General features: G+C 60.6%; 21 protein-coding genes, 1 tRNA gene and 2 rRNA genes (1 of these 24 only partly in view). 16 read left to right on the top strand and 8 right to left on the bottom strand.

Going from position 1 to position 24,754, the window contains the following annotated elements; genetic code table 11:
* The 4 genes from RAK1035_RS07475 to RAK1035_RS07490 all read left to right on the top strand — a co-directional run.
* Positions 1 to 1,199 (top strand): 23S ribosomal RNA (locus RAK1035_RS07475) (it extends 1,631 nt beyond the left edge of the window).
* Between the two features lie 198 nt (positions 1,200 to 1,397).
* Positions 1,398 to 1,512 (top strand): 5S ribosomal RNA (gene rrf, locus RAK1035_RS07480).
* 139 nt (positions 1,513 to 1,651) lie between these two features.
* Positions 1,652 to 1,728 (top strand) — tRNA-Met (locus tag RAK1035_RS07485).
* Positions 1,729 to 2,033: 305 nt separating this feature from the next.
* The gene (locus tag RAK1035_RS07490; protein WP_008283065.1) at positions 2,034 to 2,492 is read left to right on the top strand and encodes a hypothetical protein; all 459 of its coding nucleotides are present in this window, start codon (positions 2,034 to 2,036) and stop codon (positions 2,490 to 2,492) included.
* A 269-nt stretch (positions 2,493 to 2,761) separates the two neighbouring features.
* On the opposite strand, the gene RAK1035_RS07495 is transcribed toward RAK1035_RS07490, so the two are convergent.
* The 4 genes from RAK1035_RS07495 to RAK1035_RS20155 form a co-directional block, all read right to left on the bottom strand.
* Complete coding sequence (locus RAK1035_RS07495; RefSeq protein ID WP_008283066.1) at positions 2,762 to 5,410, bottom strand: hypothetical protein; 2,649 nt, start codon at positions 5,408 to 5,410, stop codon at positions 2,762 to 2,764.
* Between the two features lie 63 nt (positions 5,411 to 5,473).
* Entirely contained in the window at positions 5,474 to 6,646 is a 1,173-nt protein-coding gene (locus RAK1035_RS07500) for a hypothetical protein (RefSeq protein WP_008283067.1), read from the bottom strand.
* Between the two features lie 30 nt (positions 6,647 to 6,676).
* Positions 6,677 to 7,513 (bottom strand): hypothetical protein, encoded by an 837-nt coding sequence (locus tag RAK1035_RS07505; protein ID WP_037298900.1) that lies wholly within the window; start codon positions 7,511 to 7,513, stop codon positions 6,677 to 6,679.
* A 77-nt stretch (positions 7,514 to 7,590) separates the two neighbouring features.
* Positions 7,591 to 7,731 (bottom strand): hypothetical protein, encoded by a 141-nt coding sequence (locus tag RAK1035_RS20155; protein ID WP_008283069.1) that lies wholly within the window; start codon positions 7,729 to 7,731, stop codon positions 7,591 to 7,593.
* Between the two features lie 444 nt (positions 7,732 to 8,175).
* Between RAK1035_RS20155 and RAK1035_RS07510 the strand changes: the two genes are divergently transcribed.
* From RAK1035_RS07510 to RAK1035_RS07535, 7 genes are all read left to right on the top strand, one after another.
* Positions 8,176 to 9,561 carry a DUF3179 domain-containing (seleno)protein gene (locus RAK1035_RS07510; protein ID WP_008283070.1) on the top strand — a complete coding sequence of 462 codons (1,386 nt, stop codon included), beginning with the start codon at positions 8,176 to 8,178 and terminating at the stop codon, positions 9,559 to 9,561.
* A gap of 506 nt (positions 9,562 to 10,067) precedes the next feature.
* Complete coding sequence (locus RAK1035_RS07515; protein ID WP_008283071.1) at positions 10,068 to 10,745, top strand: response regulator; 678 nt, start codon at positions 10,068 to 10,070, stop codon at positions 10,743 to 10,745.
* Positions 10,742 to 12,079: a sensor histidine kinase gene (locus RAK1035_RS07520; protein WP_008283072.1), complete on the top strand. Its 1,338-nt coding sequence runs from the start codon at positions 10,742 to 10,744 to the stop codon at positions 12,077 to 12,079. The genes RAK1035_RS07515 and RAK1035_RS07520 overlap by 4 nt, the downstream gene beginning before the upstream one ends.
* Positions 12,080 to 12,163: 84 nt before the next feature.
* Positions 12,164 to 12,310 (top strand): hypothetical protein, encoded by a 147-nt coding sequence (locus RAK1035_RS20160; protein WP_008283073.1) that lies wholly within the window; start codon positions 12,164 to 12,166, stop codon positions 12,308 to 12,310.
* 37 nt (positions 12,311 to 12,347) lie between these two features.
* Positions 12,348 to 12,686 (top strand): hypothetical protein, encoded by a 339-nt coding sequence (locus RAK1035_RS07525; protein WP_008283075.1) that lies wholly within the window; start codon positions 12,348 to 12,350, stop codon positions 12,684 to 12,686.
* A gap of 111 nt (positions 12,687 to 12,797) precedes the next feature.
* Positions 12,798 to 13,424 carry an exopolysaccharide biosynthesis protein gene (locus RAK1035_RS07530; protein WP_157132437.1) on the top strand — a complete coding sequence of 209 codons (627 nt, stop codon included), beginning with the start codon at positions 12,798 to 12,800 and terminating at the stop codon, positions 13,422 to 13,424.
* Between the two features lie 161 nt (positions 13,425 to 13,585).
* The gene (locus RAK1035_RS07535) at positions 13,586 to 14,167 is read left to right on the top strand and encodes a rhomboid family intramembrane serine protease (protein ID WP_008283077.1); all 582 of its coding nucleotides are present in this window, start codon (positions 13,586 to 13,588) and stop codon (positions 14,165 to 14,167) included.
* Between the two features lie 537 nt (positions 14,168 to 14,704).
* On the opposite strand, the gene RAK1035_RS20645 is transcribed toward RAK1035_RS07535, so the two are convergent.
* From RAK1035_RS20645 to RAK1035_RS07550, 3 genes are read right to left on the bottom strand one after another with little or no spacing between them, the layout of a single operon-like run.
* Positions 14,705 to 15,994: a sensor histidine kinase gene (locus tag RAK1035_RS20645; protein ID WP_008283078.1), complete on the bottom strand. Its 1,290-nt coding sequence runs from the start codon at positions 15,992 to 15,994 to the stop codon at positions 14,705 to 14,707.
* Positions 15,991 to 16,659 carry a response regulator transcription factor gene (locus RAK1035_RS07545; protein ID WP_008283079.1) on the bottom strand — a complete coding sequence of 223 codons (669 nt, stop codon included), beginning with the start codon at positions 16,657 to 16,659 and terminating at the stop codon, positions 15,991 to 15,993. The genes RAK1035_RS20645 and RAK1035_RS07545 overlap by 4 nt, the downstream gene beginning before the upstream one ends.
* On the bottom strand, positions 16,656 to 16,955 hold the full coding sequence (locus RAK1035_RS07550) for a hypothetical protein (RefSeq protein WP_008283080.1): 300 nt from the start codon (positions 16,953 to 16,955) through the stop codon (positions 16,656 to 16,658). The genes RAK1035_RS07545 and RAK1035_RS07550 overlap by 4 nt, the downstream gene beginning before the upstream one ends.
* A 110-nt stretch (positions 16,956 to 17,065) precedes the next feature.
* Between RAK1035_RS07550 and RAK1035_RS07555 the strand changes: the two genes are divergently transcribed.
* From RAK1035_RS07555 to RAK1035_RS07575, 5 genes are all read left to right on the top strand, one after another.
* Entirely contained in the window at positions 17,066 to 17,884 is an 819-nt protein-coding gene (locus tag RAK1035_RS07555) for a hypothetical protein (protein WP_008283081.1), read from the top strand.
* 425 nt (positions 17,885 to 18,309) lie between these two features.
* A complete protein-coding gene (locus tag RAK1035_RS07560) occupies positions 18,310 to 19,248 on the top strand; it encodes an ABC transporter substrate-binding protein (protein WP_008283082.1) in 939 nt (312 codons plus the stop codon).
* A gap of 79 nt (positions 19,249 to 19,327) precedes the next feature.
* The gene (locus RAK1035_RS07565; protein WP_008283083.1) at positions 19,328 to 20,359 is read left to right on the top strand and encodes a quaternary amine ABC transporter ATP-binding protein; all 1,032 of its coding nucleotides are present in this window, start codon (positions 19,328 to 19,330) and stop codon (positions 20,357 to 20,359) included.
* A complete protein-coding gene (locus RAK1035_RS07570; RefSeq protein ID WP_008283084.1) occupies positions 20,359 to 21,843 on the top strand; it encodes an ABC transporter permease in 1,485 nt (494 codons plus the stop codon). The genes RAK1035_RS07565 and RAK1035_RS07570 overlap by 1 nt, the downstream gene beginning before the upstream one ends.
* A gap of 28 nt (positions 21,844 to 21,871) precedes the next feature.
* Positions 21,872 to 22,870 carry a LysR family transcriptional regulator gene (locus tag RAK1035_RS07575; protein ID WP_008283085.1) on the top strand — a complete coding sequence of 333 codons (999 nt, stop codon included), beginning with the start codon at positions 21,872 to 21,874 and terminating at the stop codon, positions 22,868 to 22,870.
* 177 nt (positions 22,871 to 23,047) lie between these two features.
* Here RAK1035_RS07575 and RAK1035_RS07580 read toward each other — a convergent pair whose 3' ends face one another.
* A complete protein-coding gene (locus RAK1035_RS07580) occupies positions 23,048 to 24,586 on the bottom strand; it encodes a trimethylamine methyltransferase family protein (RefSeq protein WP_037298903.1) in 1,539 nt (512 codons plus the stop codon).
* Positions 24,587 to 24,754: the final 168 nt, after the last annotated feature.

Consider the following 24,754-nt stretch of genomic DNA (forward strand, 5'->3'; position numbering starts at 1 on the left):
TGAAGGAACTCGGCAAAATACCTCCGTAAGTTCGCGAGAAGGAGGCCCGGTTTCTAGGCAACTAGAGGCTGGGGGCACAAACCAGGGGGTGGCGACTGTTTACTAAAAACACAGGGCTCTGCGAAGTCGCAAGACGACGTATAGGGTCTGACGCCTGCCCGGTGCCTGAAGGTTAAAAGGAGGGGTGAGAGCTCTGAATTGAAGCCCAGGTAAACGGCGGCCGTAACTATAACGGTCCTAAGGTAGCGAAATTCCTTGTCGGGTAAGTTCCGACCTGCACGAATGGCGTAACGACTTCCCCGCTGTCTCCAACATAGACTCAGCGAAATTGAATTGCCTGTCAAGATGCAGGCTTCCCGCGGTTAGACGGAAAGACCCCGTGCACCTTTACTATAGCTTCGCACTGGCATCAGGATTGTGATGTGCAGGATAGGTGGTAGGCTTTGAAGCAGGGACGCTAGTCCCTGTGGAGCCTCCCTTGAGATACCACCCTTCGCACTCTTGATGTCTAACCGCGGCCCGTTATCCGGGTCCGGGACCCTGCGTGGTGGGTAGTTTGACTGGGGCGGTCGCCTCCTAAAGCGTAACGGAGGCGCGCGAAGGTTGGCTCAGAGCGGTCGGAAATCGCTCGTTGAGTGCAATGGCAGAAGCCAGCCTGACTGCGAGACTGACAAGTCGAGCAGAGTCGAAAGACGGCCATAGTGATCCGGTGGTCCCAAGTGGGAGGGCCATCGCTCAACGGATAAAAGGTACGCCGGGGATAACAGGCTGATACTGCCCAAGAGTCCATATCGACGGCAGTGTTTGGCACCTCGATGTCGGCTCATCTCATCCTGGGGCTGGAGCAGGTCCCAAGGGTACGGCTGTTCGCCGTTTAAAGAGGTACGTGAGCTGGGTTTAGAACGTCGTGAGACAGTTCGGTCCCTATCTGCCGTGGGTGTAGGATACTTGAGAGGAGTTGCCCCTAGTACGAGAGGACCGGGGTGAACGAACCACTGGTGGACCTGTTGTGGCGCCAGCCGCAGTGCAGGGTAGCTATGTTCGGACAGGATAACCGCTGAAGGCATCTAAGCGGGAAGCCCCCCTCAAAACAAGGTATCCCTGAGGGCCGTGGTAGACCACCACGTCGATAGGCCGGAGATGTAAGCGCAGCAATGCGTTCAGTTGACCGGTACTAATGGCCCGATAGGCTTGATTTGATCCAGTAATAGCAAGACTGTTACAGAACAAATCAAAAGCATACACAAAACACAGAGTACTGACTTGGAAACCAATCCCCAACCGGAGCAAGACGGTTGGAGATACCCGTCCTCAACTAGCCGATAGGCGATAGGACAAAAAATGTCCTCAAGTAGCCCTCCGGGCGGTAGGACAAACATAACGAGGCTTTTTCCCGGTTTGGTGGCCATAGCACAAGCGAAACACCCGGTCCCATCCCGAACCCGGCCGTTAAGCGCTGTCGCGCCAATGGTACTGCGTCTCAAGACGTGGGAGAGTAGGTCGCTGCCAAACCTGGTAAAAGCCTCGTAAAACTCATGTATCTCTCAAAAACGATCAAACCCTATTCCCATAAAATAGGCGTCAAAAAACAGCGCATAAACATGCGCCTAAAATAGTCCGAAAACCAATACCAATCAGGACTATACACCGTCGCGGGATGGAGCAGCCCGGTAGCTCGTCAGGCTCATAACCTGAAGGTCGTAGGTTCAAATCCTACTCCCGCAACCAAAAATTCTATACTTTGCGTAACCTCCTGTTCAAGGGAGGTTTTTTGCTGTCCGGACTTCCCCGCACCCCCAAGGCTCAGCGCCAGGATGCCCGCAAGTGCGACGTGAAGGTGGACAGACATCCGCCCAGTGGTGGGGTCTGGATGCAGCACGCTCTTCTCGATCAGGCCACGGATCGCCTCACCAGCATCACCGTCACTGTTCGGCTCTGGCAGTATTTCCTTACTTTACACGCTGTACATATCAACCCTTGATTGTATAGTCGAAGGACGTCAGCTTTTTTTGAGCGTTGTTTGGGAATGAGTGATGAAAACTGGTGTCTTTGCTCTCCCCGTTACAGCATTCCTGCTCCTGATCCCAGGCGGCGCAATGGCGGGCGCTTTAGAAAAAGACACTAGGGTGCAATGTCGATCCACGGGCAGTTGCACGATCAAGGACGACCATCTGGCCACAGAGAAGTCTGATCCTTACAAGGTTTACGGCAAACCACCGATCAAACATGCTGACCGTTTGGCAGCAGCGCGGTTTTATCATGTTCGGGATTGTCTGGTGCCTGCCGAGAAACGCAACGACGCTCCAGACCTGACGCAGATCGACTGGCGCAAGATGCGATCCGAAGCTGTCATCGAGGTCTGCCTTTTCCGAATTTTCTCGAGCCTCGGAAACCCCATCGCTGCAAAACGTTGGTTTGAGGTGCGAGGGTTGCGAAGAGTGAAACTCTATACCAGTTCGGGGCGGGCGGTACGTGAAGGCAGACAGGTTTAAGGTACCACAACCAGCGTTAAGGCAGGCAATCTTCTGAGCGAAACAGGAAAATGCTACCTCTCACGTAATTCTTCCAGCAATTTTCTGTGCTCTAAGGTCGTCCACGCAGAAACCTTCTCCGCAAGCTGGAACGAGGACGGGCAACTGTGGGGAACGGCATACGGGCAAACATCAAAGTAGTGGTTTTATTTTAGGGGGACATGGCAACAATTGCACCGGCAGGACACTTCATCGACGCAGCGGCTGGGTAGGGCGCGGAACGGCGCGGCTCATGACATGACGCTTCCCCTCAGGTTCAAGCGCAGCTTCGTCAACGCGCGCAGATCGAGGTTTCGACCGTCCTGCCGGGAAATCGTGAAACGCCAGGTCGCAAAGGGTGTCGGCTTGAAGAAATCCTCGCCAAAGCGCCCGGTTGTTGCGCTGTCGCCAGTGGGCATCGCCGCCACATCCAGCGGGTTGTAAACGAAGGCGCGCATAAAGGGCTGGGTCACAAATCGCGCCGTGCCACCGGAGGGCGTCTTGTCGAGGTAGGTGCCGTCTGTCTGGATGTCGATCCAGAGATCGCCGTCAGAGTGCACCCCGTCTGCATAGACTCGAACAGCGTCGAGCCGAACCCTGTACCAACGGTTGAACCGTGGGTGATCGGTTGGGATCGTTACACTGACAGAGCCATCAGCGCTTCGCATGATCGCCAACGCAGGGGGGCCGTCATCGCCGTCGGCCTGCGTCTCGTCCGTGGCTCTGGCATCGCTTTGCGCGATGACCATGTCCGGATCGTCGGCCGCACCGGCCGCCAAAGTCAAGTCGACGTCTAGCCAGACATCCATCGGCCCTGGCGACCGGCCAAGTGCAATGCTGGTGACCCAGGTTCCCGTATGGGTCATCACCGCTTCGGAGAACGCGTCGACGCTGTCGGTGATCCGGGGCAGAACTGACCGGTCGATCGGACGCAGCGTGAAGTAGCTGGCCGCCCGCATGAAGGCTTCCATTGCCAAGTAGACGCTGCGCTTGCTGTCGAGCACACGCCCGAAGGCAAGTTGCCGCAGCGCCGTATCGCGTGCCTGCGACTGCGAAAGATCGCGCAGGTAGCCATCGTAGATCCGCCGCGAGGCCTGCGCCGCCCGCTCGCGCAGGATCGCGTCCGCGAGGTCGTTGTTGGCCTTGGCGAGCGCGAGGCGCGTCTGGCTCATCGTACGGCCATGCAGCACCAGCCGCCTGAGCGCCAGCCGGTAGGCGCGTCCGCCGCCGAGCTTGTCCATCATGTCGCTGATCTTGTCGAACATCTCCTCAAGGCCCAGCTCGGTCTGCGCCCAGCCGTCTTCACCCCCGGTCACAACGTCGAGTCCGATGGGCGCTATCGCCCCGAAGGACGTCTTCACTTGGGCTGCGGCCTTGACGAGAAAGTCCTCGCTTTGCTGCTCGAGCTTCTTCGCCTTCTCCGCAATGTCGACGATGCGCATGATGCCGTCGTAGATGCCCTTTACATCCTTGCCAGCCGAAATCCCGGCCTTCTTGAGATCGGCAGCCCCTTTCTTGATCTTGTCCTGGCGCGATTTCTCCTTCTGCGCCGCTTCCCGATCCGCTTTGCGTGTCTCGAAATACGAAATGACGTCTTCCTTGGCGTTCTCGGCCGTATATTCCGGGGGATCGCCATCGTCGTTGTCTTCGAAAAGCCAACTGATATCGATGACGTCCTCGAACTTGTCACTTTTCGCCGCGCGCGTTGACAGGTCTACCGACATACCTGCCAACATCTTGATATTGTCGATGACGGGGATGGCCGCGAGCGTTCCGCCCGAGGCGACAATCGTCCCGACTTGTTGAACCAAATCCACCACACCGGTGAATATCTCGATCGACGCCTTGATCGTCTCGTCGCGCTGCCAGTTCTTGATGCCGCGCTGGAAGTCCACCATCAGATCGCTCAGATCGGTCTGGCATTCCAGAAGGTTCGCCGCCGCGATCTGGCGCGCTTTGCGCATCTGCTCGCAGGTTGCCTCGGTCTGCGCGCGTAGGTTCGCGGCGAGCTCGGCCTCGTTCTGCTTATCTGCGATAGTAATCGCCACCTGGTCGCGCCAGTGCTCGTCAGTCCTCGCCTTCTCGACCAGAGCGTCGTAGCGCTGCACGCGCTGGTGCAGCAGAGCAAGGCAGGCCTTCGATTTTTCGGCGTAGATCTCATGGTCAAGGTGCGGAACAAGAAGCGCGCCAGCACCGATGTCCATTAACTGAATCAACGTCTTGTAAAGCGCGTGACAATCCGATGACAGCATGTGCGAGGTTGGGTGGCGCGCCGTCAGGGCTGCAACCCACATGACTTGGTCCGCCGCAAGGCGCGGCTCTTCGGTCGAGAGCAGGCACGCGATCTGGAACGTCGTCGTCAGCATTACTGCCAGCGGCTCGCCGGGCGCAAGAAAGTCGAGCGCAGCCGCCGAGGCGGCAACCTTTGTCGCGCGTTCTTCACCGCGTTCCATCACATAGGCAGTTGTGCTGCCGTCGGCGGCAATATGCGTCTCGGCCTCGACAAGATCGCCGCCAGCGTCGAGACTGACGGTCGCAAGCGTCAGTGTGGCGGGCACGCCCGTGGCGGCATCGACGATGCGTTGCGCCGCGATGATTAAAGACAGCTTGGTGCCGTCGCTCAGGTCGAAGGTCAGGTCGGCCTTCGCCCCGATCTCGATCACACGCGCGAAGATGAAAGTCGGGCAGCGCAACGTCGGTGCCTTATCGAGGACCAGAACGTCGCAGCAGATCACCAGCATCGCCAGCTTGTCGGCGTCTTTAATGCTTGCGTCGATCTCGCTCCAACGCAGCAGCGGCGCGCGGAACTCTCCATAGTCTGGGTTGAGGTGCTGGTATTCAGGCAGGTGCCAACGCTGGATGGTCTTGGCGGAATAAAGCTCGGCCCAATTGTGTTTCATCGAAAGACTCTCTCCGCTTTGTGTGCTGGAAGGGGTGTGCGGGCCCGCGAGGGCCCCCACGCTTCAGCCGCCGAGCTTTTTGAACACCTCGGCAACGGTGGCTGTTCCAGGTGCGATGCTGACGTAGTTGTCAGTCATCAACTCGCTCAGGTCGGGCAGCATCGTCTGCCAGTTTTTCTCGACCTTGCGCAGGGCCACACCCAGCAAGCGCTTCGATTTCACCTCGTTCTCGCCATCGGGTGATTGTCTCGTGGTGTTCTCCAGGTATTTCGCCATCTCGGAGATATGCGACGCGATCCCCTTCCATGTCTCTTGAACCACGCCGCATTTAGCCGAGGCCGCCTCGCTATAGCTGATGACGTTCGCCAGGCCGTTTGAGCCTTGGCTAAAGACGCTGCGCGCCGCGAGAGCCTGTTTCAGATGCGCGCCCTCCTTCTGGATCGAATCCTCCAGTTCTTCGATATCCTTCATCCGCTGGATCGCCTTGTCCGTGTAGATGCCCATCACGACGCCTGTTGCGATCAGGCCAAGGGGTGGCAGCACCCAGATGTAAGTGGGCGAGGTCGCTGCAGCTATTGTCGCCTCTGTATGCAGCCGCCGCGCCTCTTCCAGCATCTTGTGTTTGTAGGCAATTGAGCCCTCGGTGTTCGCATCCGCCGCGAGGATACCGAGCGTCTCCTCGTTCGTGCTGCTGTCGCTGTCGAGGCTTGTGCGCGCGGTGTCGAGCTTTCCCAATGCCTTGCCAAGCTCTGTCCGGAACGCGTCGAGCGCAACTTTGACATTGCCCGCCCTCGTGCTGGCGGAATTGGCGTCCTTTTGAAGATCTGTCAGCAGCTCCAGTGCTGTTTCTGTATCGCCGTCCTCGACCGAGTCGAGGATGATTTGCAGCATCCCGTCCTCGCCCCCGGCTGTTGTCTCGGCATAGACCTTTAGGTCCATGCCCACCTGAATGACCTCAGAGAAGACGTTCTTGAGGAACGCTTCGCAGGCTTTCGAGATCAGCAAATTGCCGTCTTGCATTGGGGGCAGAAAATCGAACTTCAGAGCATCGGCACCCATGATCGCCTTGAAGTCCGTCTCCGACGTCGGCAAGCGGATACCCCAGTTCGCGTAGACCTGAAGAAAGTGCCAAGCCTGCCAAAGCTCTGACCGGTTTGACCCCTCGCGCCCAATGAGCGACATCAAGGGCTCGAACGGCTTGGTGAAGTCGATTGTTTCAATGCTGTCATCGGTCATGCTGGTTCCTTTCAGTTCAGGCTGGGCTACCTAAGTGATGGCGAAGGTCTGTATCCATCTCGACATCGCGTCCATCTTTGGACGTGCCCGCTCGAGGTGGATGTTCGCGACCTTCAGGTTTGACGTAGCCTCGGATTTCTCGATTTGCTGGTAGGCCGGAAGAAGCAGGGGCCCCAAGGCCACCAAGTCATTCTGGAACTGTGTCATTGTCTGGTCGACGGTCAGCACCCGCTCAACCCCATTGCGCAGCGCGACAAGCTCGGCCTTGTACACCCCAAGGAGTTCTCGATGCTGGCGTTGCGACGCGGCCTCGCCCTTGTGGATTGCAATCGAAGTGTTGAGCTTGTTGAGATTGTCGCGGTTTTTATCGACCTGGCCAAAGGTAAAGATCGCTTCCAGACCGTGCAGGATGTAATCGCCCGCGTTCAGTTTGTCGCTCGCCTCCTTCGCGGCCTTCGCAGCAGCCTCCATCCGCTCTTCAGAGGTTTGGATCGCGGCCGTCATCTCTCTGATCTGCTTGCCGTGTGTCGCGATTTCGCGCTCAATCCTTCCGAAGACCTTGTTTCCGGCGACCTTGACACTCATCGCCTGTTGCGTGGCATGCCGCGATTCCGCGACCGTGTCGCCGAGAAGCACGAGAAGCTGGCCGAGTGAGGCCTTCAGCATGTTGTCCCCGCCCATATCGCGCCATCTCGCGTCGATCCTGACAAGACTTTCCGATAGATTGTTGGCGAGGACGGCGAAAATTGACAGCGAAGCCAGCAGCTCGGACATAAAATTGGCAGGAAGCCCGGCGCGGACAACACCGCCCGAGGCAACCCAGGAGCGTAATTCGGAAACACCCTGAAACGGGCTGGAATCTGTCATATCTATGCCTTGTCTCATAATTCTGGTGAAAAGGCGGGTGTGAAAAGAGGCCTTGGAAATCTATCCTTCAGGTAACCCTAGGTAAAGTGAATTGTCATGTCTACAACTTTGACGCATTCTTTGGCTGGGGGCAGCACGCCCGAGAAAAGCGCCGACAGCGCCTGATACCCGTCCAGCGGCGGCAAAATAACCGTGTGCTGCGCCGGTTGGGCGATCACCGAATTACCCTCACCCGGTACGCGAGAGGCGCTTGAACTGTGCAACACCTCGGTCGCCCCTCTTGGCCATTGCAAGCAGAAGCCCGCCTGTGCCGCTGTCGACCAGGGGCATGCCCTCGGCGCGGAGCAGGAGATCAAGCGGCGTGGGCCTAAGAGAGGCGGTTCGCGTGCTCTGCACAGGCTCTGGGCGTTTTCCAAGTGGTTCCGCCTTGGGTGCGCCACGGCCGCATCATGAATCGGCGCTGTCCCACGTGATCACCCAAATTTGATTCAATCTTGATTGGTGCAGATGCCAATTCCACGCGACAGTGCGACCACACTTGTGGCACGCACAGCATATTGCCCGACAATTCTGAACTGCGCATCGGGCATGTCGGACGGCAGATATGAGGCGTCCTGCTGCAGCAGCGATCTGTGTGAAGCCGGTAACCGGAAGGGCCCAGTATGATATCGAAATTGCGCAATCCATCATTTGTCTGGTTATTTGCCCCCTTGTTGGCGCTGTCGTTGTTATGGTCCAACGACGCCCCAGCCCAGACCACTGGCGCGCTTCCGGACTACGTGATCAAGGAATTCGGCACCCCGCCCAAGGTTCCGCTTGGCCCGCCCTCAAAGGCATTGCGGGCCGCGATGCAGATAGCCTTTGTCGATAGCTTCACACAATCGTCGTGGAAAGAGGCGCAATCCGACGCTCTGATCGAGATCGTGCGATCGGAGGACCCCCGCCTTGCGTGGCTGATCAGCGACATGATGCGCTTCGTCACCAATGGCAGTTTGAACATCACTCTCGCAGACGCCGCAGCCGACTTGCTAAAGGTCGATCCGCCGGCCGAGAACCACTGGGAAGTCATCACAAACACTCTGATCGCTTGGGATATCCCGGCGCCACCGGGCTATCTGGAGATCAAGCGCACGATCTTCACCTCTGCCGTGCCCGGCTGGGAGCGGATCTTTGTCGAGGGCGATATCGACTGGCGGATGGTGTCGTGGGGCGGCGTGTTGATCGGCGACCGGGGCTTTGGGCAGACGGACGAGCCGTGTAACTGCATTCCCGCTGCCGATAACCCCAAGGTCAGTAGCGCCAAGGCCGCGACATGGCTCGACGATGATGACATCGTATTCGGGATCGTGGTGAATGGCGAAGCCCGGGCCTATCCCCGGCGCATCATGGAAGTGCGCGAGATGGTCAACGATACGCTGGGCGGTCGCAATCTCGGTATTCCCTATTGCACCTTATGCGGTGCCGCACAGGCCTATTTTACCGATGGGCTGCCCGCCGGGACCGAACGGCCAATCCTGCGCACCTCAGGGCTGCTGATCCGGTCGAACAAGGTGATGTACGATGTCCGGACATTTTCGATCTTCGACACCTTCCTCGGCCATGCCGTGACCGGACCCTTGGCGAAACGCGGCCTAAAATTGCAACAGGCCAGCGTGATCACCACCGACTGGGGGACATGGCGCGCCGCGCATCCCGAAACAACCGTGCTGGTCGAGGAACTGGCGCTGGGCCGGGATTTCGATTTCCGAAACGGGCGTGATGCAAACGGCCCGATCTTTCCCGTGGGTGATGTCGACCCGCGCCTTCCGGTTCATGAGGATATCATCGGGGTCATCGCGGCCTCTGGAAAGCCGGTGGCGTTCCAGCGCAGCGCGGCCATGATCGCGCTGAAACGGGGCGAAAAGATCGAGTTCGAGAATGTCCGCCTTGTGCTTACGGCGGGCGGCATTCGCGCGGTCGATGCGCGCGGGGCCGATCAAGGCAGTCATCAGGCCTTTTGGTTTGCCTGGTCACAATTCCATCCTGGTACAGCCCTCTGGTCTGGCTAAAGCCTAAGCCGGGATGTCCGAGCAACAGTTTGCACGGCTGCGAATAGCACTGTTGATGCGCCCAAAGGACGCCGCCGCGACAGGGTCGCGGTGGCCATAAACTTGGCCGTCCCGCTACAGAGAATGTGGAGAGATGGCACCGCGTGCTGTCCGGGAAAGGGGGCAGGCATGCCATGATCTGATCAGCCCACCATCAAAGCTCAACGGGTTCGATCCTCACCGGACAAGGTCTAAGGAAATCGAGTTTGACCAAAACGCCCAATTGGCAGGGTGGGCATTCGTCCATGCGAGACGCCGCATTTAAGGGAAAAGGCCACTGATTGATCCCGTCGGGCGTTGCCCCGCGATCTTGTTTAGACAGTCGGCGCTGAAGGAGAGTTTGTCAGACTGCCGTCAGCCTCGCCGCCTAACGACGGCAGTCACATTTCGCTATCACTCTGTTGGAAGTGCTCTATTTTCCATTCACACCCCGTTCGCCTTGGCTCTACTCTGAAAGCTGTCCCCGGATGCGCGTCCTGCTTGTCGAAGACCACCCCCCTTTGGCCGAGGCCGTTTGTGATGCGCTGCGACGGTCAGGTTTTGCCGTGGATCATGCCGCGACAGCTGCGGATGCGCGCGAATTGTCGGGTCTCTCGGATTATGGCTTGGTGCTGTTGGATCTGGGTCTGCCTGATGGTGACGGGCTGCGCCTGCTGCCGACCCTGCGGCAAGGGGGGCGGGTGCCGGTCATCGTGTTGACCGCGCGCGATCAGTTGGCCGACCGGCTGGCAGGGCTGGATGGCGGCGCAGATGATTATGTGGTGAAGCCGGTGGAGATGCCCGAGCTTGTCGCGCGCGCCCGTGCCGTATTGCGCCGCCCGGGCGATAGGTCAGACACCACTCTACGACTAGGCGCGCTTTCGCTGGATACTGCGGCACGCAGCGTCAGCGTGAATGATGCACCGATCATACTTGGGCGTCGCGAGCTGGGTGTACTGGAACATTTGATGCGCAATGCGGGCCGCGTCGCGTCGCGGAAGGTTCTGGAAGAGGCAATCTACACGATCGACGACGAGGTCACACCGAACGCACTGGAAGCAGCCGTGTCGCGCCTGCGCCGCGCGCTCGAAACGGCGGGCTGCCCGGTGCCAATTGTGAACGTGCGAGGTGTCGGCTGGATGCTGCCGCGCGAGGGCAGTGAATGACACGGCCGAACCGTCCGCTGGCACAGGTGCTGATACGGCGTCTGGTACTGATCACGGTCATCATCGTTGTCCTGAACATGGTCGTGGTCGGGGCCTACTATGGCTCCGACCGTGCCGAGTTAGAGGCCGAAGTCGTCGCGGACGTGACGGAACGTTTAGGGGCACGTTTGGAGGATAGCGGCTTGCCCGCCGATGCCCCGGCACGGGCAATGTTCGCGAAACATCCAACAGCCTATGCATTCGCGCTGGTGGATCGCACCGGAACGGTCGTTGACGCCATGAACCGCGCCCTTATTCCGTCATCCGCTCTCGATCTTTATGCCGACGACTGGGTGACAGCGGTCGATTTGCCTACGGGCCGATTGCTCTATGCAGGGCACGAATTCCGTGACAGGACCGATGGTTTGCGGATGGTCTTCGTCATGACGTCCGACCCAGAGAACCTGTTGCGCCATGCTTTCTTAAGCGAGCTGCGCCAGCATGTTTGGGGGCCGATCCTGCCCATGGCGCTGTTGCTGATCGGCGCCAGCGCATTCGTGATCCGGCGCGAACTGGCACCGGTAGGCCGTGCTGCCGCTTGGGCACGAACGCTAAGCCCCGGAGCCGTGACACCCCCCCCGTCGGGCCCTGTTCCCTCAGAGGTGGCAGACCTGATTGATGGCACGCAACGCGCACTCGACCGGCTGGCATCAGCGCTTGCGGCAGAGACCCGGCACGCGGCTGAGGCCGCCCATGCTTTGCGCACGCCAGTGGCTGTGTTGACCGCCCGGCTGGACGCGCTGCCGCCGGGCGAAACAACCGACAAGCTGCGCTCTGATCTGGCGGCCCTCGCGCGGACCGTTCAGCAGGTTTTGGCGGCATCCAGAACCGAAGCACTGAGTGCGCCGACCGAGGGCGCGCTTGATCTGCGCAGACCGGCAGAGGCGGTGCTGTCGGCCCTTGCGCCCTTCGCCTATAGCAAGGGGGTGGACCTGTCTCTTTCGCTGCCGGATACGCCGGTTCTGGCGAGGGCAAATGACGAAGCGGTGCAGCTGGCGCTAACAAATCTGGTTGAGAACGCCGTACTGCATGGCGGACCGGGCGAGGTCGAGGTTACCCTAGGCCCAGGCCCGCGCCTTTCGGTGCGCGATCACGGGCCTGGGCTTCCGGCTGACGCAGGGGAGCGGATATTCCAACCCTTCTGGCGCGCGCCCGGCGCGGTTGCGGGCGGAACGGGGCTAGGGCTGGCCATCGTGGACCGGTTGCAGCGCGCTCAGGGTGGCACAGTCGCGGTGCAAAAGCCCAAAGGCGCTGGCCTGGAAATCGTTTTGACGTTTGAAGCCTCAATATTCTGACAAGCCGTCAGTCAGCGGTCAGAATCAAGCTTCATTAAGCTCTCATTGGATCGATGTGCGATCCACATGCAGAGGAGCAAACAAATGAACGACGGCAATGACGTGAAGAAGATGGACCTGCGGGAGAGCCGCAAATGGTTGTCAGGCGAGGTGGAAATCCGTCTGCCCAAGGCCTGGCTTGCAATCGGTGCGGCCGCGATCGCGGTGCTGCTGATCGTGGCTCTCGACTGATCTCCGAACTCTTGACCCTTCAACAAGGAAGCTATCCATGAAATTCTTTGCCATTGCTGCACTTAGCGTGACCCTTGCGACCCAAGCGGCCTTCGCCAGTCAGATCACACCCATCGCCGATGTACAGCGCGGCACGATGGTCACCGTACAGGGGATTGTCGAACGGATCACCGACGAGGATGAGTTCCGCCTCACCGATGCCAGCGGCGATATCCGTATCTATGTCGGCCCCAACTGGGTTCCCGCCGAAGTCGGTGAGACGGTCATCGTCAACGGCTCGGTTGATGACGATCTGGTCTTCCCGCGCGAAATCTATGCGCGCAGCCTGACCCGCGCCGACGGAACAGTGATTACGTTCGACCGGCGCTACGACTGACGCCGCTGCGGTGTGCTGCGGGCCCATGAGGGCCCGCAGCTGTTTATGATTTCATCCTCGTGGCAGGCTATGTGCCCGCTTTCTCTTGTCAGCAATGCCGGACGCCATTCCATGCCTCAATACGACTTTGGCACTCCACCCCAGTCCACTACTGAGCTGTTCGCGCAATTGTGCCACCGCTTCGACGAAAGCGCCCCGACATTGGGAGACGTGGCCCGCTTTGCCGGACCCCGCACCTATGCGTTGATCTTGCTCATCTTTGCCCTGCCAGAGGCGCTTCCGCTGCCCGTGGCAGGTCTCAGCACTATTCTCGCCATCCCACTTATCCTTGTCTCTGTGCTGATGCTTTTGTTCGGCCCCGAACCGCGCCTGCCTGTCTGGCTGAGCGAACGCCGCGTCCCGCTACGACTTCTGAAAATGGGATCCACCCGGATCGGCCAGGCCCTGAATAGGCTGGAGCGCGTGTCGCGCCCGCGTTGGCCCGGGCTGATCGGCCAGACACGCGTGATCGGAGCGGTCTGTTTGGTTCTTGCCGTCGTCATTGCGCTGCCAATCCCATTTGGCAACATGCTGCCAGCACTTTGTATCCTTGGCATCGCCGTCGGCATGCTGCAACGCGACGGCGCACTTGTTGCCGGTTCGATGACCGCGGGCGGTCTTGTCGTAACTGCTCTGTCGACAGTTATCGCGCTCGCCGGTGAAGCCGTTCTTGCAGTTGTCAGAGAGGTCTTGGTCTAGACGGTCAACCGCAGTGTAAGGATAGGCGGGGCCAGAGCCCACGCCGACACAGGGCGGGTCAGGCAGGAAAAGTCCAGAAGTGTCCCCCTGTGCCGCGCACGAAAGCCGTTGAAGGTGCTGCGAAGACAGCTACTGTTGCCGACATGAGGAAACGGGATCACATGGGCGCATTCTTTTGGCGCGCCAAGGCGCTTGCAGCCTTTGTCTTGCTGCTTTGGGTGGTTCAAGTCGTCAACTGGATCACAGGCTACGGCTTTAACCCGGCCTTTGGCCTGATCCCCCGGCACGTCAGCGGGTTGGATGGTATCATCGCAATGCCACTCCTGCACGGAAGCTTCTCGCATCTGATGGCCAATACACCGCCATTATTGGTGATGGGCGGGTTGCTGGTGGCCACTGCCACGCGGGCCTTGCTGGCTGTGAACGCCGTGGTGATCGGCCTCGGCGGCGGTCTCGTCTGGCTATTTGGAAGCTCCGCCATCCATATCGGTGCGTCGGGGCTTGTCTTCGGCTGGTTCGGCTTCCTCGTGGCGCGTGGTTTGGTGGATCGCTCGCCGATCACGTTGGGCGCAGCACTCCTCGTCGGAGTTCTATACGGCTCCATTCTCTGGGGCGTTCTGCCGGGTCAACCCGGCGTCTCTTGGGAGGCTCACCTGTTTGGCGCAATTGCGGGCGCAGCCGCTGCCTTCGTTATAAGAACACAGGTCCATGCTCCGCGCTTGGGCGACGTCAATCTGGAATGAAGCGGCCCTACGCGGCGTGCGGCAGAATCATTCGCACTGACGAGCAGGTTGCGACAACCGTTCTTGTTATGCCTAATGGCACCAGATCCAAACGAAGTTTACGTGAATGGGCGAAGCTATAGTTTGCGACCGTGATTTGAGAGGCGTTCGATGATCAGAAAGGTGGCTGCCTTAGCCCTTCTTGGACTGTCATTGGTGTTTGGATATTTCTACTATGCCCAGTATTTCAAATGGCGCGGCTGTTTTAACGACCTAGGCCGGTGTTACGAAGCGGACTCGGGCGTCGTGTATTTGGAGCAATCCGGAGATGCATGGCTCTTGCTGGCTGCATTGGCATTTGGGGCATCCCTGTATCACGCTTGGCGTTTGAAAAAGCCAAATCGATAGTCATAGGCGCGTTCCCGTCTTTGGATGCGGCGCGGCATTTTCAAGGGGCTAGTTCAGCAGCGCGGCAAGGACGGGCCAGACTGGACCTTCGTATTCATCTGCATTGCACCCTGGCACAGGGATTGAACGATCCTTTTAAGCAGGACGGCATCAGCCCCGAGCGGGCAATGTCAGGGTCACCGCCAGCCCGCCACCTTCGGACTGCCCAATGTCCAGCCGCCCACCATAGGCCGCGACCCGGTCTGTCGCGATGGCAAGGCCGAGGCCGTGGCCCGGCACAGTTTCATCCAGCCGCGCGCCCCGGGCCAGCAGACGGGCGCGGTCGGGCTCGGGAATGCCGGGGCCGTCGTCTGTGATGCTGATCTGAACGCCATCGGGACAAGGCGCTGCCGCAAGCCGCACCGATGACCGCGCCCATTTCACTGCGTTCTCGGTCAAGGCGCCGACGATCTCGGCCAGATCCTCGGCATCGCCGCGAAAATCTGGCGCGCCTTTGGCCGCGATCTCTAGCTTCACGCCGCGCCGCCGCGCTTCGGGCGTCAGGACCAACGCCACATCCTCTAGCACTGGGGCTACGGCCGCATGCGCCGTGGGGTCCAGCCCCGCTGCTGCTGCGCGGGCGCGTTTCAGGTGCCAGCGGATGATGCGGTCCATCCGGTCGATCAGGGCGGTATCCTCGGGGTCCGCCCGATTGGCCAGAACGGCCAGTGGCGTCTTGAGCGCATGGGCCAGATCGCCCGCATGGGCACGGGCGCGCGCCACCTGTGCTGCATTGGCAGCGATCAGGCGGCTGAGTTCATCCGACAGCGGGCGCAGTTCGGCGGCCTGAGCAGGGGGCAAGGTCTCGCCTCGCCCGTCGCGGACAGCGGCGACCGCGCGGGCAAAGCGCGTCAGGTCCACCAACCCCGCCCGGACGGCCAGAACCTGCGCAGCCAGAAGCGCCGCCCCCAGAGCCGCCAGCGCCAGGGCGAGCGGGCGGCGGATGGCCGCCAGTTCCGCCACAACCTCTGCCGCAGGCAGGGTCACGGTAACGGTCAGACGCCGCCCGTCGCCCGGCGCAGTGAACCTTGCGACATGCGCCACCAGCGCCGCGCCATCGGGGCCGGTCCGCCCCGCGCCATCCGCCCCCAGATTGCCGGTGACAAGCGAGGGCGCGCGTGCCAGCGCGGCTGTCCCGTCGCTGACCTGCCAGTACCAGCCCGACAGGGGCCGGTCAAAGCGTGGATCCGCAGGGGGCGGCAGCACGGCAAAGGCCCCCGCTGCATCCCAAGCCGCGGCCGCCATCACGCCCCGCGCCGCCGCCGTCAGATCCGCGTTAAGGCGGCGGTTCACGAAATCCGCCAGCACCGCCGATATTGCGAACCACGCCACCACCAGCGCGCCCAGCGTCAGCCCGGCGGACCAGGCCAGCATCCGCGCGCGGATTGATCCCGGCGTCATTCTGGATCAACGGGCAGCAGGCGATAGCCCTCGCCCCGCCGGGTTTCCACGCGCGCCTCGCCGATCTTGCGGCGCAACCGGCCGATCACCACTTCCATCGACCGGAAATCGCGGTCGGCGTCGCGGTCATACATATGTTCTGACAGCTCTGTCCGGCTGACGACTCGTCCTTTGTGCAGCATGAGGTAGCGCAACAACTTGCCCTCAAACGCCGTCAGGCGCAGGGGCATTCCGTCAAGCGTGGCAAGGCCAGTGGCCGTATCCAGCATCAGCGCTCCCGCCGCCAGTTCGGCGGTCGCATGTCCTGCGGCGCGGCGGATCAGGGTCGATAGGCGCAGCGTCACCTCCTCCATCCGGAAGGGCTTCAGAACGTAATCATCCGCCCCCGCGCGAAAGCCGGCCACCTTGTCAGACCAGGCATCCCGCGCGGTCAGGATCAAGACGGGAAAGGTCAGGCCCGCGCCACGCCAGCGTTTGAGCACTTCGATCCCATCAATCCCCGGCAGGCCAAGGTCTAGCACCGCGGCACCCACTGTCTCGGTCGCGCCAAGAAACTCGCCCGTCTCGCCGTCATGCGCGCTTTCGACCGTATAGCCTGCCTGCGTCAGCGCGGCGGCGATCTGGGCGGCAAGGTCGCGATCATCCTCGACCACGAGCACCTTCACCGGGGTTCCTCCGGCAGGATGCGGGCCTCGGACTGTCCCACGCCATCAACCTCTAGAAACCGGCAGCCGGGGCCGGTGATCTCGATCTCCAGCACGTTTCCGGCGGGGGTGAGCCAGCGGATTTCCTGCACGAGGCCATCCTCCTCGTCTTCGATCCGCAGAGCTTCGCCGCGATAGCGGTCGGCGACGCAGGCCAAAGCCGCCCCTGCATCAATGGGTACGGCGTCCCCGGGAGGGTCCGCAAGGGCCGGGGTAGCCGACAGGGCAAGGATCAAAGGGACAAGGGCATAACGCATGGGCCTTTGTATACCGCACCAAAGCTCAACGGAAACCAAACCGCGCCGTTGCGGCGGCATTTGGGGCGAATCGCGCAAGATGGTGTCATGTTGAACCGAAGGAGACACTGATGAAACGCACCCTTGCCGCCCTGATCCTGACAACGGCCCTTGCAACCCCGCTTGTGGCGCAAGAGACGCCGCTGTCGGGCACCGTGGCCGAAATCTTTGGCACCCAGATCGTGCTGACCACCCCGGAGGGCCGCCTGCTTGTGACCCTGCCTGAGGGCGCCACCGTGCCCACCCCCGGCACCCGGCTGGACCTGACCGGCACACGGACGGGAGACACCTTTGCCGCTGCCACCCTGACGGCAGGCCCTGCCGCCGATCCGGCAGAGGCGATGCTGCCCGCCGCGCTGCGCGGCCTTGGCCTGACAGACATTCGCAGCCGCCCCGATGACGATGGCGAAACCTACTTTTACGCCCGCAGTGGCACCGGCTGGCTGCGCGCCGAGGCGCGTGGCGCGCGATTGCTGGAGGTGCAGGTCGATGGCGCAGGCCTGCCCCCGGCGCTCATTGATGCGATGCTGCCTGCTACCGTCCGCGCCGAGCCGCGCCTGGCCGAAATTGCGCGTTTGACCGAGATTGACCTCGACGACGACGGTGAAATCTCGGTCGAGGGCTTCTCTGCCGAGGGGATGCGGATCGAGATCGAGTTTTCCCGCAACGGCACCCTGCGCGAGTACGACCGCGAACTTGACGACCGCCGGTCACTGTCGGAAGCGGCGGCACGGGACCGGCTGGCTGCACTTGGCTATACCGATGTCGGCTTCATCGAACGTGGTGGGCGGCATGTCACCGCGCTGGCGATCAACCCGTTCGGAGACACCGTCGAAGTGCGGCTGGACGATCAGGGCCGCGTCGCGCGCGAACGCCTTTGGCAGAACTGACGGGGGGCAAACGAGAACTGATACACCTCGTCCCGCCGACGACGCTACAGCCTTGCGCGGCAGCGTGGTGCGACGCCATGAAATTGTCCGGGTCTCGCCCTTGGCGGCAAGGGGTTCGGGGGGCTTCCCTGCGACATGACTCGGACAAAGCCTGTTGGGCGTGACGTGCAGGGTGGTGCTTGGGCTACCGGAAACCCCCAGAGGATCAGGGCGGACCTCATCCTTCAGTGACCTGAAGTGGCTCTACGCTGCACCTGAACAGGACACTTGTAAGAGCTTCATAAGATCGGAACGCGGGCTGCGTAATCCTTAAAGTCAAAGTCCCGAATCGACATCCGAGGCAATTTGCGAATGATCGGATTTAGAAGAGCGCGACAAGAAAAGCTCGTCTTAAAACATCCTTTCCGACTTGGAGGTCTGACCCAATGCAACTGAAGATTGCCACGGCATTAGCGACCACGCTTGCCTTTTCCACTGCGAGTTTTGCTCAAGACGTCGTCGTGGGCGTGCCGAACTGGCCGTCGGTCACGGTTACGGCCAACGTCATCAAGCAAGTCGTCGAAACCAACATGGGCCTCAAGGTCGAGCTTCAAACCGGCACCAACCCGGTGATCTTTGAGGCGTTGGACAAGGGCTCTATGCATATCCATCCAGAAGTCTGGTTGCCAAACCAGCAAGGGCTGGTTGATCAGTTCGCCGCAAAGATCGAACTCAACAGCAATTCGACATCGGCCGTGCAAGGGATATGCGTGAATCAAGCGGCGCTGGATGCGGGCATTGTCGACATCAGCGATCTGACCGACCCGACCAAGGCTGCACTTCTCGACAGTGACGGCAATGGCAAGGGTGAGGTCTTCATCGGTGCCACTGGCTGGGCGTCGACCACGGTGGAAAAGGCCAAGGCCCATGGTTATGGGTATGATCTGGTGGTTGATCTTGTGGAGCTGGACGAGGGCGTGGCGTATAGCCAGCTTGATACGGCGATTGCTGGGGCCAAGCCTTGGGCCGGATTCTGCTACAAGCCGCACCATTTGTTCACCGTCCATCCCGAGATGACCTTTTTGACCGAACCGGCCTATGACGCGGCCAAGTGGAATGCACTGACACCGGAAGAAGACGCGGATTATCTGGCGAATTCCAATGTTACCATGGCTTGGCCGCCAGCTTTCATTCAGCCGGTCTTTGCCAAAGATATGGAAGCCAATGCGCCGCAGGTGGCCGCCCTTATGCGCAATATAGACATCACGGCGGATGATCTTGGCGCATTTTCCTACTCGGTCGTGATTGATGGCAAAGATGCCGGGGCCGTGGCCGCCGAGTGGATTACCGCGAACCCCGATCGTGTGGCCGCTTGGCTGAAGTGACATCTTGAGGCTGGAAAACACAGGGCATGGCGGCGCGCTGCCATGCCCTTCCTTCTTTGAGGCACGAGATGGACATGCAATGGCAGATCCTGTGATCGAACTTTCGGGTGTCTGGAAAATCTTCGGCACCGCCGAACAGGCCGCCCTTGCCGATGCCAAGGCCGGCGCGACAAAGGCCGAAGTTCTGGCCAAGCACAACTGCGTTGTGGGCATTGCCGATGCGTCGATTTTTGTCATGCCGGGCGAGATTTTTGTCATCATGGGGCTGTCGGGCAGCGGCAAGTCCACCTTGGTGCGCCATGTCAATCGCGTTATCGAGCCGACATCGGGCGATATCCGCGTGCTGGGGCAGGACGTGCGCGCACTGTCGCCTGCCGCCTTGCGGGCGCTGCGGGCCGAACGCATCGGAATGGTGTTCCAGCACATGGCGTTGATGCCTCACCGGTCGGTGCAGGATAACGTGGCCTATCCCTTGGAATTGCGCGGCTCTCCCAAGGGTACGCGCTGGCAAGTTTCGGCGGAAAAGTTGAGTCTGGTGGGGTTGCAAGGCTATGGCGACCGCCTGCCGCGCCAGCTGTCTGGGGGCATGCAGCAACGGGTGGGTCTGGCCCGGGCTCTGGCCGCCGACCCCGAGATCCTGCTGATGGACGAGCCGTTTTCGGCGCTAGATCCATTGATCCGGCGACAATTGCAGGACCAATTCATGGAATTGTCGCACAAGCTGGGCAAGACCACACTTTTCATTACCCATGATCTGGATGAGGCGATCCGTGTCGGTAGCCGCATTGCCATCATGAAGGATGGCCGGATTGTTCAGACTGGCACGCCCGAGGAAATCGTGACCCGGCCTGCGGATGACTATGTCAGGACCTTCGTGCAGAATATCTCGAAGCTGGGATTGATCACCGCGCGCACCGTCATGGAGCCTTTGATCTCTTTTCCACATTTCGATGTCGCAAACGCCTCCTATGCTCCCACCACCGCCAATCTTGATGCGCTGATCGGGCTGTGTTCGGGATCGACTCTGCCAGTTATCATCCAAGATGGTGGCGTGCCGGTGGGGATCGTCACCAAAGACAGGCTTCTGACGGCCATAAGGGAGGGTCGCTGATGGAGGCCAACTTGATCCCCCGATTTACCGGCCCGAGTGCCCCCTATTACACCCGCGCCTTTGCTGCGATCCAGTCGCGATCAGGCTTTGTCCTTAGCTTCAACCCCGCCGCCGCGCTTCTTGGCCCGATCTGGGCCGGGATGCGGGGGATGTCGTTCCTGTTCTTGCTGCTTTGTTTTCTTGACCTATTGGCCCTGAACCAGATCGTCTCTGGCCTTGGCGGCAACACCAACAGTGCCGAGGCAGCCCGGATCAGCCAGTTGCAAGACACTATCGCCACGCGCCGCGTCGAGGCGACCGAGGCCATAGCGGCCGGCGACACCGATACCGCGACCCGCGCCACCAAACTGGCCGACAACCTTCAAAAGGCCGTTGATGCAGCAATGGCAGAAACGGCATCCCTGACAGACGGGGCGAGCACCCGTGTGGTGCAGGGCGTCATCCTGCTGCTAGTCATCCGGCTGGCAACCGGGTTCTTTGCCAATGCAATATACGAACGCCGCTACACCGCATGGCGGGGTGACCAGACCCTGCCACATGGCGCGCCGCCTTTGCGGGGGGCGGTCACCCTTGCCCTTGCCAGCTTGATCTATGGCGTCACGCTTTACGCAAGGATCGGTATGCCACCGGATTGGCTAACGACATTTCCCGCTGACAAGACGCTATTCTCTGACACGGCGGCCTGGTTTGACGCAGGATTTGAAGCCGCATATGCCTCGGGGCAGGGGTTCTTTGACGGGCTCCGAAATAGCATCCGCATTCTGGTCGAGGCGTTGGAGATCGTCCTTGTTGGCACCCCCTGGCCGGTGATCATGCTTGTGATCTGCACGCTGGCCTGGCAACTTGCCGGGCCCCGCATCGCAGTGTTCACGGCTGCCGCACTCGCCTATCTCGCGTTCTACGGCTTCTGGGAGTTGTCAATGCAGACGGTCGCTTTGCTGGGGGCGGCGTCAATTCTGTGCATCGTCATCGGCATCCCGCTGGGCATTTGGTTTGCCCGATCAAAGACCGCGTTTGCCATCGCCCAGCCGATCCTTGACTTCATGCAGACTATGCCCGCCTTCGTCTATCTGATCCCTGTCATCGCGTTTTTCGGCACGGGAAAGCCGCCCGGCATCATTGCCACGCTGATCTTTGGCATGCCGCCGGTGATCCGGCTGACCACACTTGGCCTGACCGGCGTTGCCGAGGATGTTAAGGAAGCCGCCCGCGCCTATGGCGCGACCGAATGGCAGGTCTTGCGCGGTGTCGAACTGCCGTTGGCCAAGGCGTCTATCCTTGCAGGGATCAACCAGACAATCCTGATGTGCCTGTCGATGGTGGTGATTGCCAGCCTGATTGGCGCTCAGGGGTTAGGGTCGGTGGTGCTGACCTCGCTGCAATATGCGGCGAAGGGGCAAGGGCTTCTCGCCGGGTTGGCCATTCTACTCTGCGCCATGGTTATTGACCGCATCGTGCAAGGCAGTTTCCGCAAGCGCGAATGACGGCTAGTTTGTCGGAAAAGGAGCTGCCATGTCCGACGTTACCCGCCTGCCAGCCGAACTGACCTTTCGCGGATTGCGCGTTTTCGTAGCGCTGGAGGAAGCAGGTTCCATCGCCGGGGCCGCTCAGAGGCTAGGTGGATCGTCCTCGGGCGTCAGCCAGCATATTACCGCGCTGGAAGCCGCCATCGGTGCGAAACTCTTTGACCGTCGCGCCAAGCCAGTCACCCTGACCCCCGCAGGTCAGGTACTCCGCGCCCATGCTCACCGTATCCTGTCGGTCGTCTCCGAGGCGCAGGCCGAGTTGGCCGAGATCAGCCTGACCAGCTTACCGCAACTCAATCTCGCGATCATCGACGACCTTGATGCCTCGCTCACGCCCGTTCTTGTGTCTGCCCTGCAAAAGCGGTTTCGCAAGTGCTTTGTCTATGCTTTCTCTGGCCGGTCCGACCAGATCATTGACCGGCTGCAAACACGAGAGGCCGATATTGGCGTAACCGCCCTGCTGCCTGCTGAAAGCACCACGTTTCAATCTGTCCCGATCCTGCGCGAAGCCTTCATCTTGTTGACCGCCAAAGGGGCGATCAAGCCCGGCACCGACCCACGCGAAGCGCTGGCCCGGCTGCCCTTCGTGCAGTATTCAGAGACGATGCCCATCGGCCAGAAGGTCGCCCAGCACCTGAAGCGCGTGAAACTGAACGTCCCCCGTCGCTATGCGTTCGAGGCGACACGGTCGGTTCTTGCAATGGTCGTGCAAACCGGCGGTTGGACACTGACGACCCCTTTAAACCTTCTGGATGCCGAACGTTTCATCCCGATGCTCGATGTCCTGCCGTTGCCCTTTGCGGGCGAAACGCGCCATATCCACCTTGTGGCCCGCGCCGAAGAACTGGGCCAGTTGCCCGAAGCACTGGCACGCGACTGCCGCCGCATCCTGCGAAACGTGCTTGTTCCCCGCTTCGAGGCGATTGTGCCGGGCTTTGAGGGCGCGATCGAGGTGGCAGAGGATGAACCCCAGACCGAAGCCTGAGACCACGCACAATCCTGATTGGCGCTGACCAGACATTCGAGACTGTTGGCATTCAGCCATGTCTTCGCGCCCTCTTTCCAGTTTTGCCGCATCGGCCGGTGCCACGGTTTGCCCGCGCGTGAGGTCGGTCAGGCTATGCGGCCCCACCTAGGCAACGCTTTTGCCAAACCTCTCCGTTCAGGGGTCCAGTTGGATCGGGAACTCGTCGCGCATCCGGGCCTCAGCTTCGGGCGCGAGATAGGAGGGATGATGCGTCTCCAGCACCCGGCGCGCAGCAAGCTTTGCACGGCCCCAAGCATCGGGGCGGCCCTTTTCTTCCCAGGTGACGGGCGCGTCACGGTCGGCGATGGTGGGGTAGAAGTAATCGCGTTGCATCGCCGCAATGGTATGCGTTCCGCCCAAGAAATGGCCCGGTCCCAGCACCGCCTCGCAGATCGCCTCATAACCCAGCGTTTCTTCGCTGACTTCGACCCCACGCAGGGTGCGGTAGATGAGCGAGTGCATCTCGTCATCCAGGATGAAGGCTTCGAAGCTGGCCCCCAGCAATGACGCCATCATGCCGGATGACTCATAGATCAGGTTCCCTCCGCCGAGGGCCGCGGCAAGCGAGGATATCCCTTTTTCGGCCCCGTATTGCGCATCCGGCACCTTGGCGTCGGTCATGCTGGAGGCAACGCCCGAAGGCAGGCCAAGCCAGTTGGAAATCTGCGCCGAGGCTGCGTTCATGACGCTGATCTCGCCGCCGCCACCCACAAAGGAACCGGTGCGCAGGTCCACCACCAAAGGCCAGTTGGAAAAAACCATCGGATGACCGGGCTTGATGACGTTGACCATGATCAAGCTGGCCAGCGTCTCGGCAAGCGACTGGGCTAGAAATCCGGCCAGCGTCGCGGGTGCTGTTGCGCCAGACTGCGCTGCGGTGATGCAGGACAGGGGAATCCCATGCTCGATACAGGCCAGCGTCACCATCACCGCATCCTCGCCATAGCGCATCGGCGAGATCATCGGCGAGATATGAGTCTTTAGAAATGGAGTTGCGTGAAACAAGCCGGACGTGCCATCGCCGCCTAGGCCGATGTCGACCATCCGCATGATCGGCGCAACATGCTCGTGGATCGTGAACGACGTGGCGACAGGTTTCGTTGTGCCCTTCATCAGTGCAAAGACCGTGTTGACATCAAGGTCATAGATATCCGGCAGGTCGGTCGCGACACAGCAGCGGGTAAACCAGCTGACATTGGTCAACGTGTCCTGCAACCTTGTGAAATCGTAAAGATCGCGCAGGGTTGAGGGGCGGTAGCCGCCGCTGTCAATATCCAACGTCAGAACGGCCGCGCCGCCGGTGCCGAAATGCACGGCATCGCCGCCCACCTCGATTGACCGCGCGGGATCGCGGCCATGAAAGGTGAAGGTTTTCGCAGCCATGCCGATGGCCCGCTTGACCATGTCTTGCGGAAAGAACACCCGCCCGTCGCCAAAGGTGGCCCCGGCGGCCAGGAACGGCTTTACAAGAATTTCCGGCACCTCGCCCACGCCCAGATCAGACAGAAGCCGAAGTGCGGTCTGGTAGATGGCCACCATATCGGCTTCGGACAAGGGCCGGTATTGCCCGCCCCGCTGACCCGGTGGACAAGGATTGACCGCAGGCGGCAACGCCCTTTTGGCAACCCGGTCTGCCCGGCCACCACTGCGTCGCCCAGTTTGTCCTTCGTTCATCTCGCCCTCCGATTGCTGTTCTACTGAGGGCCTATGGTGCCGTCGCTGACAACGCTGAAGCTGCGACTTCAGGCTTTCTTACGGGACGCTTCGCATTTTATGAACGCACCTGACCTTGATTGACGAAACCTGGCCGCTTTGCCCTTGTCATAGCAATAAGCAGCAGGA

Source organism: Roseovarius sp. AK1035 (assembly GCF_003288315.1).
Lineage (GTDB): Bacteria > Pseudomonadota > Alphaproteobacteria > Rhodobacterales > Rhodobacteraceae > Roseovarius > Roseovarius mucosus_A.

Coding starts and splice junctions, on each gene's coding strand:
- RAK1035_RS07490 (WP_008283065.1), top strand. CDS start 2,034: ATGAAAACTGGTGTCTTTGCTCTCCCCGTTACAGCATTCCTGCTCCTG.
- RAK1035_RS07495 (WP_008283066.1), bottom strand. CDS start 5,410: ATGAAACACAATTGGGCCGAGCTTTATTCCGCCAAGACCATCCAGCGT.
- RAK1035_RS07500 (WP_008283067.1), bottom strand. CDS start 6,646: ATGACCGATGACAGCATTGAAACAATCGACTTCACCAAGCCGTTCGAG.
- RAK1035_RS07505 (WP_037298900.1), bottom strand. CDS start 7,513: ATGACAGATTCCAGCCCGTTTCAGGGTGTTTCCGAATTACGCTCCTGG.
- RAK1035_RS07510 (WP_008283070.1), top strand. CDS start 8,176: ATGATATCGAAATTGCGCAATCCATCATTTGTCTGGTTATTTGCCCCC.
- RAK1035_RS07515 (WP_008283071.1), top strand. CDS start 10,068: ATGCGCGTCCTGCTTGTCGAAGACCACCCCCCTTTGGCCGAGGCCGTT.
- RAK1035_RS07520 (WP_008283072.1), top strand. CDS start 10,742: ATGACACGGCCGAACCGTCCGCTGGCACAGGTGCTGATACGGCGTCTG.
- RAK1035_RS20160 (WP_008283073.1), top strand. CDS start 12,164: ATGAACGACGGCAATGACGTGAAGAAGATGGACCTGCGGGAGAGCCGC.
- RAK1035_RS07525 (WP_008283075.1), top strand. CDS start 12,348: ATGAAATTCTTTGCCATTGCTGCACTTAGCGTGACCCTTGCGACCCAA.
- RAK1035_RS07530 (WP_157132437.1), top strand. CDS start 12,798: ATGCCTCAATACGACTTTGGCACTCCACCCCAGTCCACTACTGAGCTG.
- RAK1035_RS07535 (WP_008283077.1), top strand. CDS start 13,586: ATGGGCGCATTCTTTTGGCGCGCCAAGGCGCTTGCAGCCTTTGTCTTG.
- RAK1035_RS20645 (WP_008283078.1), bottom strand. CDS start 15,994: ATGACGCCGGGATCAATCCGCGCGCGGATGCTGGCCTGGTCCGCCGGG.
- RAK1035_RS07550 (WP_008283080.1), bottom strand. CDS start 16,955: ATGCGTTATGCCCTTGTCCCTTTGATCCTTGCCCTGTCGGCTACCCCG.
- RAK1035_RS07555 (WP_008283081.1), top strand. CDS start 17,066: ATGAAACGCACCCTTGCCGCCCTGATCCTGACAACGGCCCTTGCAACC.
- RAK1035_RS07560 (WP_008283082.1), top strand. CDS start 18,310: ATGCAACTGAAGATTGCCACGGCATTAGCGACCACGCTTGCCTTTTCC.
- RAK1035_RS07565 (WP_008283083.1), top strand. CDS start 19,328: ATGGCAGATCCTGTGATCGAACTTTCGGGTGTCTGGAAAATCTTCGGC.
- RAK1035_RS07570 (WP_008283084.1), top strand. CDS start 20,359: ATGGAGGCCAACTTGATCCCCCGATTTACCGGCCCGAGTGCCCCCTAT.
- RAK1035_RS07575 (WP_008283085.1), top strand. CDS start 21,872: ATGTCCGACGTTACCCGCCTGCCAGCCGAACTGACCTTTCGCGGATTG.
- RAK1035_RS07580 (WP_037298903.1), bottom strand. CDS start 24,586: ATGAACGAAGGACAAACTGGGCGACGCAGTGGTGGCCGGGCAGACCGG.